16 protein-coding genes and 1 pseudogene are annotated in these 16475 nt (G+C 64.2%); 13 read left to right on the top strand and 4 right to left on the bottom strand.

Going from position 1 to position 16475, the window contains the following annotated elements:
* Positions 1–35 precede the first annotated feature (35 nt).
* From ACWW36_RS02565 to ACWW36_RS02555, 3 genes and pseudogenes are all read right to left on the bottom strand, one after another.
* The gene (locus ACWW36_RS02565; protein ID WP_456140049.1) at positions 36–431 is read right to left on the bottom strand and encodes a DUF488 domain-containing protein; all 396 of its coding nucleotides are present in this window, start codon (positions 429–431) and stop codon (positions 36–38) included.
* A gap of 16 nt (positions 432–447) precedes the next feature.
* Positions 448–772, bottom strand: a pseudogene (locus ACWW36_RS02560) (GTP cyclohydrolase I).
* Between the two features lie 93 nt (positions 773–865).
* Complete coding sequence (locus tag ACWW36_RS02555) at positions 866–1345, bottom strand: hypothetical protein (protein ID WP_456140048.1); 480 nt, start codon at positions 1343–1345, stop codon at positions 866–868.
* A gap of 91 nt (positions 1346–1436) precedes the next feature.
* Between ACWW36_RS02555 and ACWW36_RS02550 the strand changes: the two genes are divergently transcribed.
* The 3 genes from ACWW36_RS02550 (at position 1437) to ACWW36_RS02540 (ending at position 4753) form a co-directional block, all read left to right on the top strand.
* A complete protein-coding gene (locus tag ACWW36_RS02550; RefSeq protein ID WP_456140047.1) occupies positions 1437–2186 on the top strand; it encodes a helix-turn-helix transcriptional regulator in 750 nt (249 codons plus the stop codon).
* A 73-nt stretch (positions 2187–2259) separates the two neighbouring features.
* Positions 2260–3366, top strand: a complete 1107-nt coding sequence (gene tal, locus ACWW36_RS02545; RefSeq protein WP_456140046.1) for a transaldolase — start codon at positions 2260–2262, stop codon at positions 3364–3366.
* A gap of 154 nt (positions 3367–3520) precedes the next feature.
* Positions 3521–4753: an NAD(P)/FAD-dependent oxidoreductase gene (locus ACWW36_RS02540; RefSeq protein WP_456140045.1), complete on the top strand. Its 1233-nt coding sequence runs from the start codon at positions 3521–3523 to the stop codon at positions 4751–4753.
* A gap of 168 nt (positions 4754–4921) precedes the next feature.
* On the opposite strand, the gene ACWW36_RS02535 is transcribed toward ACWW36_RS02540, so the two are convergent.
* Complete coding sequence (locus ACWW36_RS02535) at positions 4922–5719, bottom strand: helix-turn-helix transcriptional regulator (protein WP_456140044.1); 798 nt, start codon at positions 5717–5719, stop codon at positions 4922–4924.
* Between the two features lie 76 nt (positions 5720–5795).
* On the opposite strand from ACWW36_RS02535, the gene ACWW36_RS02530 reads away from it, so the two are divergent.
* The 10 genes from ACWW36_RS02530 (at position 5796) to lpdA (ending at position 16261) form a co-directional block, all read left to right on the top strand.
* On the top strand, positions 5796–6566 hold the full coding sequence (locus ACWW36_RS02530) for a GTP pyrophosphokinase (RefSeq protein WP_456140043.1): 771 nt from the start codon (positions 5796–5798) through the stop codon (positions 6564–6566).
* A gap of 11 nt (positions 6567–6577) precedes the next feature.
* Positions 6578–6949, top strand: coding sequence for a hypothetical protein (locus tag ACWW36_RS02525; RefSeq protein ID WP_456140042.1), 372 nt, complete (start codon positions 6578–6580; stop codon positions 6947–6949).
* Between the two features lie 39 nt (positions 6950–6988).
* Positions 6989–7768 (top strand): universal stress protein, encoded by a 780-nt coding sequence (locus ACWW36_RS02520; protein ID WP_456140041.1) that lies wholly within the window; start codon positions 6989–6991, stop codon positions 7766–7768.
* A gap of 747 nt (positions 7769–8515) precedes the next feature.
* Positions 8516–8929, top strand: coding sequence for a phosphoenolpyruvate carboxylase (locus tag ACWW36_RS02515; RefSeq protein WP_456140040.1), 414 nt, complete (start codon positions 8516–8518; stop codon positions 8927–8929).
* 530 nt (positions 8930–9459) lie between these two features.
* Positions 9460–10512 (top strand): alpha/beta hydrolase, encoded by a 1053-nt coding sequence (locus tag ACWW36_RS02510; protein WP_456140039.1) that lies wholly within the window; start codon positions 9460–9462, stop codon positions 10510–10512.
* A 602-nt stretch (positions 10513–11114) separates the two neighbouring features.
* A complete protein-coding gene (locus tag ACWW36_RS02505) occupies positions 11115–12035 on the top strand; it encodes an NADP-dependent oxidoreductase (RefSeq protein WP_456140038.1) in 921 nt (306 codons plus the stop codon).
* Positions 12036–12240: 205 nt separating this feature from the next.
* Positions 12241–12675, top strand: coding sequence for a cupin domain-containing protein (locus ACWW36_RS02500; protein WP_456140037.1), 435 nt, complete (start codon positions 12241–12243; stop codon positions 12673–12675).
* A 602-nt stretch (positions 12676–13277) separates the two neighbouring features.
* Positions 13278–13964, top strand: coding sequence for a sigma-70 family RNA polymerase sigma factor (locus ACWW36_RS02495; protein WP_456140036.1), 687 nt, complete (start codon positions 13278–13280; stop codon positions 13962–13964).
* Positions 13965–14241: 277 nt separating this feature from the next.
* Complete coding sequence (locus ACWW36_RS02490) at positions 14242–14757, top strand: YkgB family protein (protein ID WP_456142340.1); 516 nt, start codon at positions 14242–14244, stop codon at positions 14755–14757.
* 94 nt (positions 14758–14851) lie between these two features.
* Positions 14852–16261: a dihydrolipoyl dehydrogenase gene (gene lpdA / locus ACWW36_RS02485; RefSeq protein WP_456140035.1), complete on the top strand. Its 1410-nt coding sequence runs from the start codon at positions 14852–14854 to the stop codon at positions 16259–16261.
* The last annotated feature ends 214 nt before the right edge of the window (positions 16262–16475 follow it).

Raw genomic sequence — 16475 nt, 5'->3', positions numbered from 1 at the left:
GCCACCTGCGACGTGAATGCCTCACCGGTGCATAGTCATTGAGGCGCCCGCCCCTCGGGACGGCGTTGGCCCGAGCCGACCAGATCGGCGAGGACCGCGGCCTCGCTCAGGTCGGCGTTCTTGGTGGCGGTGAGCAGGGTTAGCGGCCCTTCCTTCGCCAAATCGCGCAGATGCGCGAATGCGGCCGCGCGGGTGGGCTCGCTCAGCTCGTCGCGGTAGCGGTGAGCGAACTCCTCGAACAGCGCGGGGTCGTGGCTGTACCACTTGCGCAGTTCGGTGGACGGAGCGATGTCCTTGCACCATTCGTCAAGATGCGCGCGGCCTTTACTCACACCGCGCGGCCAGATGCGATCGACGAGGACTCGGGTGCCATCCGCAGGCAGTATGGGGTCATAGATCCTGCGAGCCTTGACGTTTCGTCGTTGAGTCATGACATCTCCCTGTTGGTCAGGTGTTGGCGCCGGTGAGCGTGAAGAACTCTTGGCGTGATCGCGGGTCTTCGCGCAGGGCGCCCAGAAGGGTGGAGGTGATAGTTGCCGATCCGGCGGACTGCACGCCTCGCAGGGTCATGCAGGTGTGCTCGGCCTCGAAAGGTCCGGGGCGTGAGCAGCTCGGCGTAGCCGCGCGCCATCCGCGCGGGTGTGCCGGCAAGACTTTCGGAATCCAGTGAAATCCCCAGGGCCCGAACGAATGCCGCGGCGGCGACTTCCGCGGCGGCAAGATCGCGACGGGGTGATTCGTGCATGAGCCGCAGAGCGGCGGTGGAATGCATGGCGGGTTCCTTCCGGAGACGAGAGGGTCCCTCCGTTCACCCGTCGCAGGCGTAGGTGGCGCCGGCTGAACGGAGGGCAGCACGTGCGGTCGATTACGCGGCCGGGGTATCGGTGCCCGAGCTGGCGCGTCGATGCCAGGCCGGGTCGTACACAAAGGCCAGCCGAGCGAGGGTGAGCGCGGCCAGCAGCAGGCCAAAGTCACGCAGCGCCACGTCGTAGAAGCCGGGGTAGCTCAGCAGGTTGACGATGATGCCGGCCAGCCAGGCCGCGACGATGTAGGCGGCGTATCGCGGCTTGATCGCCACGGCCACGCCGGCCACGATCTCGATTACCCCGACCACCAGCATCACCTGGTGCGCGCTGATCGGGCTCATGTCCACGATCCACGGAGCAAGGTAGACCTCCCACTTGGTGAGCACGTTCGTGAATTTGTCGAGGCCAAACACGATCGGCAACACCGTGAATCCGATCCGCAGCAACAGAAACGCCGCGTAGGCGGGATTGGAGCGGGCGCGCTGTAGCACCCCGGAGGAGGCGTGGGCGGCTGAGGCGGGTAGCGCTGAAGCGGTCATCGCAATCTCCTTTGTAAGACCAATCAGGACTAGTTTTAGAATCTGCCGGTGACGCCTATTTGTCAATACTTTTTGGTGTTAGAGTTGGCGTATGTCCATCAACCGCCCTGCCGACCTGGCCGCACTGAACGGTCTGAGTCACCTGGACGATCCGTTGCGGCGGCAGTTGTACGAGCACGTGATCGAGAGCGACGGACCGGTTTCGCGTGAGCAGGCCGCCGCCGCAGCGTCGATCGGACGCACCCTGGCGGCCTACCACCTGGACAAGTTGGCCGAGGTGGGACTGTTGACCGTCAGCTACCAGCGGCCCGCTGGGCGTGGGGGACCGGGGGCCGGGCGCCCGGCCAAGCTCTACACCCGCGCCGCCCGGGAGATCACCGTCAGCGTGCCGCCCCGGGATTACGAACTGCTGGCTCGCCTACTCGTCGCATCCGTTGAACAGGACGCCAGCGGAGCGGTGCAGCAGGCCGTGAACAGCGCAGCGCATGAGGCCGGCCGGCGTGCCGGCGCGGAAACCGGAGGAAGCGTGGTTGGCGCGCTGCGCAATTGCGGCTACCTGCCCCACGCCGATGACGATGGCCGCATCGATCTACGGAATTGCCCGTTTCATTTGGTCGCTGCCGACCACCGAGACGTGGTGTGCGGCCTGAACTTACGCCTCGTCGAGGGGGTCATCGCAGGGTGTGGTCACCCGCATGCGCACGCCGAGCTCGATCCGGCGCCTGACCGGTGCTGTGTTGTGGTCCACGACGCGCAGCCGTCGGCACGCACCCGTCGCCGACGCCGATCCCATCCAGCCGTCCGCGCCGACAGCGAAACCCCTGATCGGCCAGCACCATGACTGCGTTGAGCATGTCGCCAGTCCTCGCCCACGACACGATGACCGCGCGGACCGACCGAGGCGGGTGTGCGTAATGACCCGGCTCGAGCGGCTCTACACCGAACAGCGGCAAAGCCCCTGGCTGGACAACCTCACCCGCGCATACCTGCGCGACGACACCTTGGCCGCCTATGTGGCCGACGGGATACGCGGAGTGACAGCCAATCCCACGATCTTGGCCAAGGCCATCGGGGCGTCCGATCTCTATGACGCACAGTTTTTCGCCCTCACCGCCGCGGGCTATTCGGTCGAGGATGCCTATTGGGAATTGGCCGTGCACGACGTAGCTGACGCCCTGGCGGTGCTGCGTCCGACCTACGAAAACTCCCGCGGCAGCGATGGTTTCGTATCCATCGAAGTCGCCCCCGAGCTGGCGCGCGACACCGGGGCCACCATCGCCGCGGCCACCCGATTACACGAACGCATCGCCCGCCCCAACCTGCTGGTGAAGATCCCCGCCACCGCCGAGGGCATTCCGGCGATCGCAGCGACGATCGGCAGTGGGTTGAGCATCAACGTCACCCTGATCTTCTCCCTGTCCCGCTACGAGCAGGTCATCGAGGCCTACCTGACCGGCCTCGAAACGTTGGCCGGCCGCGGGGATGTCCTCTCGGCGGTCCGCAGTGTCGCGTCGTTCTTCGTCAGCCGCGTCGACACCCAGGTCGACAACCGGTTGGACCACATCGGCGGCGGCGACGCGGCGGCGCTGCGCGGACGTGCCGGCATCGCGCAGGCACGCCTGGCCTACCAAATGTTCCGGGACCGATTCTCCGGTCCGCGGTGGGAGAAACTGGCCTCCCTCGGCGCCCACCCGCAACCGCCGTTGTGGGCATCAACTTCGACCAAGAACCCCGATTACCCCGACACCCTTTACGTCGACAGCCTCATCGGCCCCGACACGATCAACACGATGGCCGAATCCACCATCACCGCATTCGAGGACCACGGCACGCTCGCGCGCACCATCGACACCGATCTAGCGGCCGCGACCAGCGTCATGCAGAACCTGCACTCGGCGGGGATCGACATGGACGATGTCGGGCGCAGCCTCGAAGACCAGGGCGTCGCCGGCTTCCACCAGTCGTTCACCGATCTGCTGACCACATTGCGCGCCAAAGCACACCAGCTAGCGCAGCAATGATCGACTCTGCGTACCCCGGAACGCGGGAGCTGACGATCGACGCCTCGCTCGGCCAGTGGCGCTCCGGCGGGCCGCGAGAAGCAAGCACCGCAACAAGATTCGGCCGGGTCGCACGTGAACACGACTCTGCCCACACAACAAGAGGGAGACACACGTGAGTGCCCAACAGACATTCGTCATCGTGGGCGCCGGGCTGGCTGGCGCCAAGGCCGCTGAGGCGCTGCGCACCAACGGTTTCGACGGCAAGGTCATCCTCATCGGCGACGAGACCGACCGTCCCTACGACCGACCGCCACTGTCTAAGGACTACCTGCTGGGCAGCACCGAGCGGGAAAGGATCTACATCCATCCCGCCCAGTGGCACACCGAACACGACATCGACCTGCGTCTGGGTATACGAGTCACCGAAATCGACCGCGCTGCACACCAAGTGCGCACCGCGCAGGGAGAAACGCTTGGCTACGACAAGCTGCTGCTGGCGACAGGGTCCTCGCCCCGGCGCCTCGATGCGCCCGGGGCCGACCTGCCCGGTGTGCACTACCTACGCACAGTCGCCGACAGCGACGCACTGCAGGCCGCGTTCGCCGCCGCGCAGCGGGTGGCCATTATCGGCGCCGGGTGGATCGGCCTGGAGACCGCGGCCGCCGCCCGCGCCGCCGGCTGCCACGTGACTCTCCTTGAGCGGGACAAACTGCCGCTCCTGGGTGTGCTCGGCGCGGAGGTGGCTGAGACTTACGCGGCCCTGCACCGCGCCCACGGTGTCGAGCTGCGGCCCGGCAGCGGGGTGGCCGAGATCCTCGGCGACGCCTACACGGTGACCGGCGTGCGCCTGGCCGACGGCGACGTCGTGGCGGCTGATGCGGTCGTGATCGGCGTGGGCATCCTGCCCAACATCGAGCTGGCCGCGGCCGCAGGCCTGCCGATCGACAATGGCGTCGTCGTCGACGAGCACCTGGCCACCCTCGACCCCGACGTATTCGCCGCCGGTGATGTCGCCAACACTTACTACCCGCTACTGGGCACCCACCTGCGCCTCGAGCACTGGTCGGCCGCCCTGAACCAGGGACCGGTCGCCGCGGCGAACATGATCGGCACGGCCACCGCCTACGACAAGGTGCCCTACTTCTTCTCCGACCAATACGACCGTGGCATGGAGTATTCCGGATACGTGCCGCGCGACGGTTACGACGAGGTCGTCTTCCGCGGTGACATCGCCAGCGGCAAGTTCATCGCCTTCTGGATGAAGGACGGAACAGTGCTGGCCGGAATGAACGTCAACACATGGGATGTCACCGACGCCATCGAGGCGCTGGTGCGCTCCGCCGCGCAACCCGACCCATCGAAACTGGCCGACCCCGACGTGCCGTTGACAGAACTGACCGCTTAGCCCGCCGACCACAGCGACCGACACTCTGCACCCGTAACGCGATACCGCCGCCGCGCAGTCCGCAGCCTCGTTAATGAGCGGCCACTGTGGGCGGATGCGTTACAGCGCAAGCCCTGGCGGTGGGAGTCCGTCGTCGCCTCTCGTGAGTGGATTCTCACGTGCCATGTCTCAATCACGCCTGGATTTTCGCGAGGCGTGCAACCTCGCTATGCACAGTTCTGGTTCGACGAACGGGTCGAGTCTGGCCGACAGTCCTTGGGTTCGTGTGTCGGGTCTTCCGCCGGCCGTCGCAGCGTGGTCGAGTAGGCCTTGCAGCAATCCCAGGTGTATGCCGCAACCGACCTCGGGGTGCGCTCGGGCCAAATCCCGTACGGGGCAGCCGCGCAGCCGTATGACGCGTTCCCGTCCGACGATCTGCTTGCTGTCAGCCGACAGCGATGCCATTGGTTCGGATTCAGCAGCCAGTTCGGGGTCGAACCCCATCCGGTCGAAGACTTCGGTGGCCAGCACCGCTCCTCGATCCAGCGGGTCACCGGCCTGCGTGGTGTCCGCAACATGTTGGCCCGCAACGGATTCGTCCTGCGAACCCGCGATCCGGCCGGCCCACTGCACTCCGACGCGCTGGGCACGACGAGCTCGTGCCTCCACTGTCTCGCCGAGCTCCATCGCGAGGATCTCGGCGAGTATCCGATAGTCCAGGCGCTCCTCGACGGCGCGGTATCCGGTGCGGGGACGGCCGACTCCCTCCCGGTTCATCCGGGTGCGCTCGATCGCTCCCTCGTCGCACAGCGCGTCCAGGTGGAAGCGCACGGTGGTGACGTGCAGCCCGATGCGCGAGGCGAGCTCGACGGCGTCAATCGCGTCGCCGTGCGCACGCACCATCTGGAGTACTCGTTCACGTTGCCGGTTGCGCGGCAGGCGATCTCGCCGGCTGCGTCCGGCCTTGGAGTCCGTTTCTTCGCCCACCAGCACCCTTACCCTTCTTATATTTAACGGATATACTTCCTTTATATTAGCAGTGTTGCGATAAGAAGAGGCGAAGATGATCGTCGATGGTGCGCACAGCGTGGTCGGTGACCTACTGCAGACCGAGTTCACGCCTGCGCACACGGACTTCGCCCGGTTCTTGCGGCCGTACGAGTGCGCTATTTCCGCGCTGACGTCCAAGGTCAACATTCTCCAGGGCGAGTTCACTCACGCCGATCACTACTGTCCGATCCGCGCCGTCACCTCCCGGGTGAAATCGCCCGAAAGCATCCGGGGTAAGGCCGCCCGGATCGGCTGCCCGCTCACCGCCGACGGGATCGGCACCAACATCCTCGATATCGCCGGGGTCCGCGTCACCTGCGGCCTCATTTCGGATATCTACCGTGTCGCCACCTTGCTCAGCCGGCAGGCCGACCTCACCGTCATCGAGGTTGAGGACTACATCGCCCACCCGAAGCCCAACGGCTACAAAAGCTTTCACATGGTCCTCGAGATCCCCGTCTATCTGTGCGACCGGGTCGAGCGGGTGCCGGTCGAACTACAGATCAGAACGATCGCGGTGGATTTGTGGGCGTACCTGGAGCACAAGATCCACGACAAGCACGATCACGCCGTGCCACGACGATTGCTCAACGACCTGATCGACGCCGCTGAGGCCGCACATCGACTCGATGTGACGATGCAGCGGCTCTTCGACGAGGTTGGCGACCCCACCGCCGCGCAGGGCACCCACAACGGTGGTCACCTCGAAATGCTGGCGCCACACACAATCGACGGCTGGCGGCCTGGATTCTCTCTCACCGGCCAGCCTTCCGCGCAGAGGTGAACCACGCAACTATGAACACTCCAACCACGGCGTCCGGCTCGGACGGAGAACAAGCGAAGCGGACGTTCGCTGCCGCCCTACGGTTCGCCGGCGTCATCGTGGCTGTCGCAATGCTGGTCCTGGTGTTGGGACTGCTGTGGGTGAGTGGGTGCAAGTCGGGGACCGGAGACGACACGCTAGCGCAATGCGATGGCGTTCAACGCAACCTACTGGGGATCGGCTCCCCGCTGATCCTGCTGCTCGGTGGCCTCGGGGCGTTCGTCCGTACCTATCAGGTCTGGCGGGCACGCGGTCGCTGGTGGATCTGGCAGGGCGCCGGCTGGTTCCTACTAGTGCTGACGCTGGTCGTGCTGACGATGACCGTGCCCGTGGCGCTCCACTAAACCCCCACAGCACCCAGTCAAACGATCGAAGGCGCGACCATGGACATGACGAAGCAGAGCCCATCACAGTCGGTGGTCGTGGGCATCGACGGCTCCCAAGCCGCACTCGACGCCGCCACGTGGGCAGTAGCCGAGGCTGTCAACCTCGGTGCGCCGCTGCGACTCGTATACGTCAGCGCCGCGAAACATACGTGCCGATCGCGAGTCGATGTTGTTTCCTGCAACAACGAACACGCCGAATTGGCTCTATATCGGGCAGAGCTGACCGTCCAAGACATGCGAAGGCCGGTCCACATCGAAACCGCCATCGTGCGCGGGCGCCCCGAATGCGTGCTCATCGATGAATCCCGCAGGGCTGCACTGGTGTGCGTCGGTTCAGAGGGAAAGGGACCATGCGCGCGCATGCCGCTAGGCTCGACCGCGGCCGCCCTTGTCAAGCATGCGCACTGCCCCGTAGCGATCGTCCGGTCCGGCGGCTCACCTCAGAAGAACACCGGTTGGATCGCTGCCGTGCAAAACGACGAGCCAGACAACGACGCCGTCGTACACCGCGCGATCCAGGAAGGCCGGCTACGCAGGGCGCCGGTCCTCCTCATCGACACGAGACTCGATAGCTGGATACGACGCTATCCGGACGTTCACGTCCAAACCGTCGCCGCGCGCAGAAGAGGAACGCGGCCCATCGAGAACCACAGCGACTCAATCCAATTAGCAGTAGTTGGCAGCGCCGACGCCGAACACGTCGCCCGACTCAGCTGGCCGGACTACCATCCGCTGCTCGGCGACTCCAACCGATCAGTGCTGCTAGTTCGTCAGTGATCGAGATCCGATACGCGACGGCGGCATGGTCGTGCACAACCGTCTAGTTTTGGGGATCCGCCATGAAGATGAGAGACCCGTCCGGCGGCGCAGCCGCCGTTTCAGACCGCCTTCGGCAACCCTGGGAATGTCACGGGTCACGATCTACCACAAGATAAACGACTACGGCATCGCGTAACATCCCTACGCTTGTTGGCCCAAAAACATTGGCTCACAATCAATATCGCGAAGCGCCGTATCCCTCATTTGCTCTGACACGCTCCGGGTAGCCAAGGCGGCTAACTGGCGCCGGCGTCCGAAACCTTTGCGGCAACCCGACGGGCGGCTGACCGCTTCCGGATTTGCGCCGCGCCGCCGCCTCGGCAATACATGCCAGCTCGGCCAACCATGCGGATGCCGTTGCGAATACCGCACCCGTAGACAGGTTTCGCCTGGTTACGCGTGCCGCCGTTGAATGCTCGGCCAATCACCCGGGTGAATCAGTTCGCCGGGTGATGACCAGTCATCCCACTTGGGTAAATGCTGGCTCAGGAAATGGCGAGCAGACGGTAAATGCAGCCGTGTACCGGATCTGCGTTCGACGCCGCGCAAGCGAGCAACGGGGCGTGTTAACGGTGGACGAGCCGGCTGTGTTGATCACTGCGCAACGCCATCGCCACTAACGGGAGAAACCATATGAAGCGTCGTCAATTTCAACGATCGCATGCTGAAGGCGGATCCGGCGCCGCGCGAACACCATGGCATCGAATGCGACACGCCGCCGCTGTTGCCCGGCGTTCGGCGCATCGGAAAGGGGATGCCGCGACGGACGCCGTCCCGGCGATCGAGGATCAACTTCATACGCTGCAGCCCATCTGCAGCGCTCAACGGGTGTCGACCGGCACTGCGTGTGGCTCGCCGGCGGTGGCGGTCGCCGAGATACACGCCATCGACGGATGCAACCAGATGGGGCTAAGCCCAGACGGCGACCTCGTCGAGACGCTCTGTCAAGCCTGCCTGGCTACTGTGCAACGCGCGATGGCGACCTACTTGGGCGACAAACGCGAGATGGCGTCCGGATGCGGCGCCCACCCGGTATGCAGCACTTGCGGACGTCCCACCCGATACCTGCCCAGTGTCTTCGCTGTGCGCCAGATCGGGCCAGAGGGACTGGCATTATGACCCGGACACGCATCGCCTTCCTATTTGTGGCTGTGCTGGCCGGTGACTACGCGGCCCTCATGTTGATCGACTGTCAGCTAGTCGATTTCGGCGTCGCCGCTGCCATTTGTGCGGGATCCTCGGTCGCAGCCGGGCTGATCGCCTATGTCGACGACGAGGGCGCCCGGCGGCAGCATGAGATGGGCAGGCGACGCCGCAAGGCGGCGACCCGGGGACGAGCGGCAAATTGGGAGCGCCGTGACCAGCAGGCGGCTACCGTCGCCGACCAACAGCGCCCGTTATACGGAGGCGCGCGCCAAAAACTAAGTGACTCACCTAGATTCGTTGACCGGCAGCATGCCCGCTTATGCGGGGCGTCCGCGCCGGCCCTCAACCCAGAGCCGACACGATGAGCCTGCGGCCGGTGCCAGTTCTGATGGGAGAGCAACCCAGAACGGGTGCGCCGAGGGACGGCGAGCTCCGGGTTGGCGTCACGTGGGATCGGTTGCGTGGCGTGGGGCACCCGATGACCCCGGCGTGGAAATAATGACATGAGCGCACCTGCCCCCATGTCGGGGTTGCCGCGACCCAGTCGAAGAGCAGCCACGGCAGGAAAGACTCGCCGGTACCCGCGCCGCGCGGACGCCGTCGTTGAGGTCATCCAGGAAGGTCCGAGCATGGCCGGGCGCATCGGCTGGCTCAGCGCCCGGCTGATGATCCGGCCCGCGCTGGTCGTGGGCAGCTATCTGCCCTCGGCTCCATGGCCATGGGGCGTCGTCGAGTTCGCCGCCCGCGCCATCGCGCCGATACGAGGCACGGTGCGTGCCGACATTGGGCTCGGGCAGTGCACAGCGCAACTCGTCCGAGCCGCTGGAGTGCGACCGGCCGACGGCACCCGTCGAGTCGTGCTCTATCTGCACGGCGGGGCGTTCCTCACGTGCGGTCCCTACTCGCACGGCCGGCTGGCGAGCATGCTGTCGAGCTTCGCAGACAGCCCCGTACTGGTGCTCAATTACCGCAAGATTCCCAAACATTCGATCCGCGAGGCGATCGACGACTGCTTCGCCGGCTACCAGTGGTTGCGTCAAAAAGGCTATCAGCCCGACCAAATCGTGGTGGCCGGCGATTCCGCGGGCGGCTACCTGGCGCTAGCGTTGGCCCAACGCCTGCTCGACGACGGCGAGCGGCCCGCCGCACTGGTGGCCATGTCGCCGCTGCTGCAACTGGCTACACAACCCAAAAAGACCCACCCCAACACCGGCTCGGATGCGATGTTTGCGCCCAGAGCATTCGACGCCTTCCACGGCCTGATCACACGCGCCGCGGCCCACAGCGACGCGGACGCGGATCCCGATGCGCTGTACGAACCGCTCGATCACATTGCGCCCGGACTGCCACCCACCTTGATCCATGTGTCCGGTTGCGAGGTGCTGCTCCACGACACGCAGCTGGCGGCCCAACGACTGGCCGCCGCCGGCGTGCCTGTCGAAGTCCAGGTATGGCCGGGCCAAATTCATGTGTTCCAACTCGCTGCGCCGATGATCCCCGAAGCCACGCGCTCGCTGCGCCAGATCGGCCGCTACATCCGCGAAGCGACCGGATAACCATGGGACCCCGAGGTCATCGAAGATGGATTTCGCGGCTTGCCACCGGTCAGCAACTCCGGCCGCTGAGTCCCAACTCTGATGGCGGTCCACCCTTGATGCCTGCCGATCGGCCCCAGTACCCCCGTTGGCCTCACCCGGGTGAATTGGCGCGCCGGGTGAAGACCACTCACCCCGGGTCGGTGGATGCTGACTCAAAAGCTGGCGAGCGGAGGGTAAGTGGCTAAGAACGGCGGATCGTCCTTACTGGAAGGGACGTGCATCGAGGCTGGCGCAACCGAAACGGTGACTGGTGATATCCGCTACCAGTCACCGCGTTACGGACTCCTCGACCGCGTCCGTCAGCTAGGCCGAGGGCTCGTCAGCGTACAACCGCAGCTCGCGGCTGACCCGGCCACCGACGATAAGGAGGCGTATTGATATTCACGCTCTCATACGCCATCAACGCGATCGTTTGCCGCGCATCTTCGACTGCAGCACTTGGAGATTCGCCGAGATGACACAGCCGCACGACTGGACATAACACACCACACCACCTTTTCGCGTGTAGCGCGGCCAGGCGGTCAGTTTCAAACAACAACCCTTATCAGGAAGGACGTGTAATGAAAGCCATCGCTGTTTCAGACCGTGAGGCCGGGGTTGCCGGCCTGTCGTTTACCGATTTGCCCCACCCCGAGGCGGCCTCAAACGATGTCGTTGTGCGGGTGCACGCTGCGAGCTTCATATTCAATGAGCTTGAGTGGCCGGACACCTGGACCGATCGCGCGGGTCGTGACCGCACGCCGAGCGTACCCGGCCACGATTTGTCCGGAGTCGTGGCTGAGTTGGGGTACGGCACAACCGGATTGAGCGTTGGCCAGCGAGTGTTCGGGTTGACCGACTGGTCGCGCAACGGCTCGCTGGCGGAGTACACCGCGGTGGAAGCCCGTAACCTGGCACCGCTACCGATCGACATCGACCATACTGTGGCCGCCGCCCTGCCGATCACGGGATTGACCGCCTGGCAGGGCCTGTTCGACCACGGCCACCTCACCGCTGGACAAACGGTTTTGATCCACGGCGTCGGCGGTGCGGTTGGATCGACCGCGGTGCAGCTCGCTCGGGAGGTCGGCGCCCGCATCATTGGTACCGGCCGGACCGCGGATCGCGACCGGGCGGCTGAGCTTGGCGTGCATACCTTCCTGGACCTGAATACCGAAAAACTAGAGGACGCAGGGGACGTCGACCTGGTGTTCGACGTGATCGGCGGAGACATTCTGGCCCGCTCGGCCGCACTGGTGCGCGCCGGCGGAACGCTCGTCACCGTCGCCGAGCCCCCTCAGACCCAGCCGCATGACGGGCGGGCTGTGTTCTTCGTCGTCGAAGCCGATCGCGCCCAGCTCGCCGCCATCGCCGCGCGAGTGCGGGATGGACGCCTCAAGCCGGCGGTGGGCACCGTGCTGCCACTCGCTGAAGCCTCCGCCGCATTCGCTCCCGACAAGCGCATCCCTGGCAAGACGATCGTGCGCGTAGTCGAAGACTGAAAGGAACCCTCGCATGATCGGACGGCGCCTGAGCGGCTCCACTCGCAACGCCGGCGGCGGGCACGACCGCTCACCTGCTCAATGCACTGGGCGACGATCAAGGTGTGAAACCGGCGTGTTCGGTGGCAGCGGCCGCGCAGGCCGCCCCAAACCATCCGATCACATCAGCTAGTCGTCAAGAAACCCGAAGAGAAGGCAGTCAAACATGGCCGTAAAAATATTGTTCCCTGCGCTGATAGCTGTGGCGATACTCGCACCTACAGCCCATGCTGAGCCAGCGCCCGAGAATTCGGGCCAAAACCCGGTTGTACGAACAGCTTTCGATCAAACTAGCAACATTCCGGGCAAATCACTGGTAGGAGTGACCGTCAGCTATCCGCCAGGGGCAAAGAGCGGAGCTCACCACCACGCAAATTCGGCGTTCATCATCGCCTACGTGATCTCAGGAGCGATCCGCAGCCAAGTCGAAGGCGAGCCTGCACGTGTTTATCACGCTGGCGAGACGTGGAATGAATCCCCCGGCGCGCACCACACGATCAGTGAAAATGCCAGCGCCACGGAACCCGCCGAACTACTCGCAGTCTTCTTGCTCGACACCGGAGATGGCCCGCTCACCACGGACGACAACGCGCCAGGATGAGCCTCGTGATGGCGATGAAGATGTTCCCGCTGTTGGACATTAAGACAATGGGCAGATCCGTTTCGCGATGCGGCACAGCAGGAGGAGTCCGTGCACACGCCTTACCGAATCCGGATTGTCCGGATCGCACTGGCGCGGCGATGTGCCTGGCGCTCATGGTATTCGGAATCGCTATGGCTGTATCGCGCGGTATGGAATCGCCGCTCAACTACAGCGTCTTCTCCGTAGCAAGCGCTGCCGCGGCCTACGCGATCGTTGACCTGACATCGCTGTCAAACGACATTTGAAACCGCGTACCACCCGCGCCATATCCAGTCTGGATACTCGCGACCTCCGCAATCCGACTGACGCCGATTACGTTGTGGGGACGCTGGATAACACGCCGCGTCCGCTTTCAGCGCGGCGCACTCGTATGAAGATGTGAACCCTCCGGCAGCTGGGTCCAACGTGATGCCCCCCACTCCGGGGTTGTGCTCATCCGGGTGAATTGGCTCGCCGGGTGATGACAGCTCACCCCGAGTCTGTGGATGCTGGCTCAACAGCCAGAGAGTGGAGAGCAAGTGCAACCGATGAAGTACAAGACGTGACAATGGGAATGTATCGTGGCGCGCGCACGTACTGAATGTGCCAGCCTGACAGAGGATCCGGCAAGCGCCGCACACTTCGAACGTGATGTGATCCCACTGCTCGAGCCCCTCCGCAGGCGGGCGATTCAGATGACCTCGACCATCGCGGACGCAGAGGATCTGCTGCAGGAAACGCTGCTCAAAGCCTACGCCGGTAGGCATTCCTTTCAGCCGCTAACGAATCTGAAGGCGTGGCTGTTCCGGATCATGACCAACACATACATCAACGGCTACCGAACCAAACAGCGCCAACCGGCGCAGTACCCGACCGATCAGATCACGGACCGACAGCTTGCAACCAGCGCCGCGCACCGGTCGTCCGGCTTGTGGTCGGCCGAAGATCACGCACTCGCAACGCTGCCGGACCCTCAGATCAAGGCCGCGATGCAGGCCCTGCCCGAACAGTTCCGACTTGCCGTGTACCTTGCCGACATTGCGGGCTTCTCCTACAAAGAGATCGCCGCAATCATGGAGACCGAACAGGGAACGGTGAGTTCAAGAATCAACCGCGGTCGAGAACAGTTGCGCAATCTGCTCATTGATTCGCCCAGCAGGCGGCGGCCTCAGGGAGGAGCACGTCACCGGACGGTGCGGCCGAACGACGCACTACTGGCACCGACGTCAGCGTCGGCGACGCGGACCGGCGCCGGTTGTGACGGGTGACCTTTGCGGCGGTCGAGCACAACCGCGGACCAGCCGCCCAAGCGCAGGTTCGCCTCGACCTCGTCATGGCCGAGGATCTGCACTGCAGACCCGTTCTCGTCTGCCTCTCACCCGGGTGAAAAGCACAGCTGGATGAGGACAACTCACCCCCGGTGCGCAGATAGTGGTCGGTGACCTGAGCCGCGAGCGGCAGCACTGGACATCAACCTTTCATGTGAAGAAGCAGAGAGTGTTCGACAGGTCCGCAGCGGCGCAACGAAATACGAACGGAGACGGGATGTCACACAATACCGCCACAGGCATCATGGCTGATGAGCTACAAAGCTCCCGAACGACCGCCCTCGCGGCGCTGGTCGCACGGTATGGTCTGGTCATAGTTCTGGCCTGGTTCGGCGCCATGAAGTTCACTTCCTATGAGGCCCATGGCATTTCACATTGGGTGGCCAACAGCCCGCTCTTGAGTTGGCTGTATAACATCATGTCCATCGACGCCTTTGGTCGACTGAACGGCTCAATTGAATTGATTGTTGCAGCACTGCTGGCAGTCAAGCCGTGGTTCCCGAAGGCTTCCGTGGTGGGCGGCGTATTCGCCTCGCTGTTCTTTGTGACCACGCTGAGCTTCATGGTCACGACCCCCGGGGTCGGCGAGGCATCTGCCGGTGGCTTTCCCGTGTTGTCCGCCGACGGGGAGTTCTTGATGAAAGACATCGCGAACCTCGGCTTAGCGCTGTGGCTGCTGGCGGACTCGATTGACGCAACCCGCAGACAGGCGAAAGTCGCCAAAGCGGCCTGACACTTCCGGTGATGAGATTGCCTGCGACGAGGAGGCCGGGGCCCCACGCGCTGATCGCCGGGGGCGCACTCCGCGCAACAACACAGGAGCCAAGATGACACCGCCAGCCGGTGACCATTACGACCTCATCGTCCTCGGCGCGGGCTCCGGGGGCTATGTGGCAGCCATCCGCGCTGCCCAGCTGGGCATGAGTGTCGGGATAGTCGAGGAACGCTATTGGGGTGGAGTGTGCCTCAACACGGGCTGCGTTCCCTCAAAAGCGCTGCTGCGCAACGCTGAGATTGCCTCCATCATCACCCACCAGTCCGCCACATTCGGCATCTCCGGTGACGTCAGTCTCGACTACTCCCGCGCCGTGTCACGCAGCCGCGAAGTCGCCGACGCCCGGGTCCGCGGTGTGCATTTTCTGATGCGCAAGAACAACATCACTGAGATCGACGGTCACGGCCGTTTCACCGATACCCACAACCTTCACGTAGACCTGCGTGAAGGAGGCAGTAGGTTAGTCAGCTTCGACCACGCCGTGATCGCGACCGGATCGCGCGTGCGCATGCTGCCCGGAGTGACCCTCAGCGACAACATCGTCACCTATGAACAACAGATTCTCAGCGCCGATCTGCCCGAGTCCATAGTGATCATCGGCGGCGGCGCCATCGGCATGGAATTCGCGTACATCCTGCACAGTTACGGTGTCCGCGTCGAGATTCTGGAATTCGCCGACCGTGTCCTCGCTAACGAGGACCCCGATGTTTCAAAAGAACTTCAGCGGCACTACCGGCGCCGCGGGATCGCGATTCGCACATCCACTCAGGTGGACAAAGTCATCGACCACGGCGAGCACGTCGTCGTCAGCCACACCGGCGCTGACGGAACGTCCGCTAGCGCGCAGGCCGCCCGGGCCTTCATCTGCATCGGATTTTGTCCCAACGTCGAGGGAATCGGTCTCGACGCCGCTGGAGTGCGTGTCACCGCCGATGGCGCTATCGACATCGATGAATACATGCGTACTTCCGCGCCGCATGTCTATGCGATCGGCGACGTCACCGCCAAAGTTCAACTCGCCCACGTCGCTTCCGCACAAGGCGTGGTCGCTGCCGAAACCATTGCAGGCGTGGAAACGATGCCGTTGGACTATCGGATGATGCCACGAGTGACGTTCTGCCAGCCGCAAGTCGCCAGCTTCGGCTACACCGAAGAACAGGCGCGCGCCGCCGGTCACCGCTTGCGGGTCGCTACTTTTCCCATGCAGGCCAGTGCCAAAGCCCACGGACTCGGTGAACGCGGTGGTTTCATCAAAATGATTGCCGACGAAGCGCATGGCGAGCTGCTGGGAGCGCATTTGGTGGGCAGCGAAGTCAGCGAACTCCTCCCGGAGTTGACGCTCGCGCAGCTGTGGGACCTCACCGCCACCGAGCTGGCGCGAAACGTACACACCCATCCCACACTCGGTGAAGGGCTACAGGAATGCTTTCACGCCCTGGCCGGCAAGGCCATCAACCTGTAGGGAAACAGCGGCACGCAACCGGTCGCTGATTGGCGTCCGATCCGTATCGCGGTATTCCCAAGGCCACTCATCACAAATGCAGGAAGTGCCATGGCCAGACGCAACGTTGCCAGTCGCCAGTCATGTTCGATTTCGATGTGGCCACGCCTGCCGTGCGTGACAGTGCCAGTAATGACCGGAGACGTCATTCCGAGTCATGAGCTGGCAGCACGGC

Source organism: Mycobacterium sp. MMS18-G62 (assembly GCF_053877835.1).
Note: the sequence above shows the minus strand (reverse complement) of the source record. Positions and strands in the feature narration are given on the sequence as shown.